The organism is Oleiphilus sp. HI0061 (assembly GCF_001635675.1).
The window spans coordinates 1-4,143 of sequence record NZ_LWFE01001003.1 but is presented as its reverse complement, the minus strand read 5'-3'; the positions used below and the strand labels follow the sequence as shown (position 1 = coordinate 4,143).

Sequence of the window (4,143 nt, the reverse complement as noted above, 5' to 3'; positions counted from 1 at the left end):
GCAAACACACCGCCGCGATCAATATCGGCAACTAAAATAACCGGGCAATCCACTTCCTCAGCAAAACCCATGTTTGCGATATCTCTGTCGCGTAGATTAATCTCTGCCGGTGAGCCAGCACCTTCAACAATGACATGCTGAAATTCATTAGCAAGTCGCTCATGTGAACTTAGCACCGCAGCCATCGCAACCTGTTTATATTCATGGTAAGACGTCGCAGACATGTTGCCTCTGGACTTACCGTGAATAATCACCTGCGCACCGATATCTGTTTCAGGCTTCAACAAAACCGGATTCATATCCGTTGTCGGCAAAACACAAGCAGCGTGCGCCTGCAATGCCTGCGCTCGCCCTATTTCGCCACCATCAACCGTAACAGCACTGTTGAGCGCCATATTCTGAGGCTTAAAAGGCGCCACTTTATGGCCGCGCCTCACCAAACAACGACACAAAGCAGCCACTAAGGTACTTTTACCCGCATCTGAAGTGGTGCCTTGTATCATCAGTGTGGTCATATCTTAACCTTTACTCAATTAGTCGTTCACAACTATCGACGAGCTCAGCGTATCAAGGTCAATCCTCTCAATACCACCTGTGTACTCAGCAGCACGGTCACCCGAAGCATAACGCCCCACTCCTGTTATGAATAAATCTCCTGCAAAAAGGTCTATTTCAATTGGGTTCTTAACGGTTAGCTCTAAGCCATCTAGTTCACCAGTACCAATTGACACTTCTGCGTCAGTCAGTGTATCAATTGCGATTAGGTAGGCTTGAGTCGGCGCATACGAGCTATCAAGTCCCTGAGTGACAACATACAATACGTCTTCATGGATCAATGCAGCAGAAGCATTCGGGAGGCCGTCTTCATCATAATGACTGATATCAATACTATCTAATACGAAATCATCTGACGAGCTATCAGTAACGCTTGGATCGATGACAAGAATTGACCCTTCTCCCCAGCGAATAACATAGGCTTTATCATCAGATGCGAAAAGCACATCATATGGGTTACTGTTGCTTTCGCCGTCTTCATCATTCAAACCGTACTGCCAGGTTAAGGTGTTTGGGTTGTCTATATCGTACTTCGATAAGTTATTTTCACCGTACTTACCTATTCTGTAGTAGTCACTTCCATTTACTGCCACATCGATATCAGAACGATCCGTAGCTGCAAATCCTTCAGTGTGGTCAAAAGGCGCAACTGCTTCCGCAATTGAAATATCACTAGATGAATAATCAGATGCAACACCTTTAATAAATGCACAAGCATTCGCGCAATCGCCACTCAGGTTTTCTGAAAAGGTAATGCTTCCCGGGTTATTGCTTAACTGAATCGTATCAACCACTGCGTTATTACTAGTATTAAGAATCTGAATCTGAGGTGTTGCAAAGTCTCCAACACCTACCCACAACTGCCCCGATGGGCTAAGTTCCAGCGACTGTATATCGACACTCTCGAAGCCGGTAACAGGCTCCGTTACTACCGCACCCGTTGTAGGGTTAAACTGATAAAGACTACTAGAACCCCAGCTTTCGTTTCCCTGAAAGTACGCCAAAGTATCGCTAACGTAAACTGATGCGGCAATATTTCCATACAAACCAGCTGTTTCAGATTTGATACTGTTGTCACTTGAACAACCAGTAACGCCAATCGCACCTAGCGCCAATAGCCCTAAGACTAGTTTTTTACCTGCCACATTTTTTTCAATATTCATTACTTGCTCCTATTAATAGTATTTACACACTATCGATCAAAATTGATGAGCATAAGAAACAAACCACTGACGCCCGGGCCCTGGGAATCGGTTGTATTTGCTTACACGCTGACCACTAACATTCTTAATTTTAAATTCGAGTGAATCTTTTTCACTTTTAAAGCCAAGACTGGCGTTAACCTGCTTAACGTCGGGAAGTTCGGCCACACCAGCTGAATCGTAAACACCACCCGACTGCCGTACATATTCCAAGCCAACCGAACGCCCTTGGTCGGCAACCCGCATCTCAACAGTTCCGGAAAAGTCATAAACGCCCGGCAAGGACTCCCCCCTGAAGGCTCTAGAGTTAGATTTATCTTCAGTATCTTGGAAGGTGAGGTTCGAATTAATACGGACAAAATTCGATAAGTGAAGCTCATTGCTGACTTCAATACCGATCACTTGCGCTTTAGAAAGATTCTGCGGTTTGCCAATGCCTCGCGAGTTGTAAATAGTGACAATGGCATCGTTAAGATCACGATAAAACAAAGCGAGCGTACCGGATGTTCTGTTTGACTGATAACTAAGGCTAATATCGGTGTTTAGGGCTTTTTCCTCAACAAGGTCTTCATTGCCTAAAGTGAACCCGCGATCACCATACATTTCATTTAACTCGGGAAGTCTAATATTTCTGGAGATGTTGGCCCTGAATTGAACCTCAGCACTTAGCTGTGCAAGCAAACCAAGCTGGAGGTCATGATAAAACTCAGCAACCTGATCCTGCTTTATTTCATCTACGACAGAGATCCCACGAGCACTACCATTGACCAACCAAAAACCTGAATTAGACAGCCATTCATCTTGTAGCCCGACAACAGTTGTCACGCGCTGATATTGACTAGAAGTGCCTTCGATGCGTTCCTGTAGGTCGTAGCCTTCGATCTTTGCGCTTAACAGTGCGGCCCAAAGGTTCGCACCGGAAGAAAAACTAGCTTTAATATTTCCACCAAATGATTTTGATACAGTTCGGTCATCATTTCGCAATAAACCTACTTGATTTTTCTCATCCCGAAATATCGTTTCTTTATAAAGTCCATATAAACTATAGTTAAAAACAATACCGCGCCTAAGATGCTGCTCTATATTGGCTTGCATCGAAAAGAACTCTGAGTCATAGGTGGCATCATTGTCTGCAAGGTTTTGTATCTCTGGAACACCCTGCTCTTTATTAGAGTATTGCGTAGTTAAACTAAATCGATACGCCTCATTAACCTGCTCGTTAAATGATGCCAGAAGTGATGTATGTACAACATCATTGTTGTTCTTATTTTGATCATAATCGTCGGCGTAATAATCGGGCGTATCGTTTGTATTGATGACTGTATAGTCATTGTCAGCACTAAAGTGCTCAGCAGAAAAAAGATAATTAAGGGTATCCAGACTCCCTTTATACGATGCTGCAGCACGTTTGATGCCTTCTGAACCAAGACTTGAACTAAGTAAGCCACCGGCTTTTCGTGCACCACCGCTAGTCTTGATATTAATTGCCCCACCAATCCCGGCTTGCTCTAAATATATCGGGACATTACCCCGGTATATTTCTACCTGTTCAACCGCACCAAGTAAGAACTGGCTCAAGTCGACAGCCCCCTGGTAGGAGCCATTCAGCAATACACCATCCAAGTACACGTTTACTTGTTTACTAGATGAGCCGCGAACACTAACAGAACTGAAACTGCCAAAGCCTCCAAGATCTCTGACTTGAACCCCCACTTGGCGCTCAACTATATCGGCAACGCTTACGGCATCACTAGAGAAATCTTCTTTCTTGATAACGGTAACTAAACCAGTATTGCTTGAGGGGTCAACATCAGTCAGCTTGGGGCGTGAAGTTTGAACAAGTACTTCGTTATGTTTTCCTAATATTTCCTGTGCATAAGCATGATAGGAAAAAATTATAAGTACTAAATAGGCAGCAACAAGTCTAAGCACAATTCACCCAACAGCATGTGATGACGGCTTACGAAGGAAGTAAAAAATATACTGGAGAAAAATTACGCACAGCAATATTTTCAAATATCGCCCTCCGCAATACCTTAAATTAAGTTCTCAGGCCGGTCTCCGGGCTTATGAGCATCTGATCACTGTCAGTAGAACTAGCGCCTTCCCATGTATTAATTACACAGTGGCGAGAGCTAGTCCTGTTACTCAATTACCGTTGCGGGGGCAGCGTTGGACTTATTCACTGCTTTAACAAACAGCCTTCACCAACTTCCCGTTTCATTCTTAGCAAATGGACAAAGCCAAGAACACCTGTAACGTGGGCGCTAATGTAATAATGTCAGGTTTAAAAGTCAAGTATGCAAATATTTAGGGCCAGAGTAAAAACGGCTATTTTTATTCTGGCCCTAAATATTTATTGCTCTGGAATAGTAAAGTAAAAACT

At 43.7% G+C, this 4,143-nt stretch carries 3 protein-coding genes and 1 riboswitch; all 3 genes read right to left on the bottom strand.

Annotated elements, in window-relative coordinates:
- Positions 1 to 515: cobyric acid synthase (locus A3735_RS12035; protein WP_082885878.1), on the bottom strand; the 515-nt coding region annotated here is incomplete at its 3' end.
- An 18-nt stretch (positions 516 to 533) separates the two neighbouring features.
- Entirely contained in the window at positions 534 to 1,718 is a 1,185-nt protein-coding gene (locus tag A3735_RS12030; protein ID WP_068515690.1) for a hypothetical protein, read from the bottom strand.
- Positions 1,719 to 1,754: 36 nt separating this feature from the next.
- Complete coding sequence (locus tag A3735_RS12025) at positions 1,755 to 3,689, bottom strand: TonB-dependent siderophore receptor (protein ID WP_068515693.1); 1,935 nt, start codon at positions 3,687 to 3,689, stop codon at positions 1,755 to 1,757.
- Positions 3,690 to 3,791: 102 nt separating this feature from the next.
- Positions 3,792 to 4,029, bottom strand: a riboswitch (cobalamin riboswitch).
- Between the last annotated feature and the right edge of the window lie 114 nt (positions 4,030 to 4,143).

Excerpts from the sequence above, each read along its gene's own strand:
- A3735_RS12030 (WP_068515690.1), bottom strand. The coding sequence starts at position 1,718 with ATGAATATTGAAAAAAATGTGGCAGGTAAAAAACTAGTCTTAGGGCTA.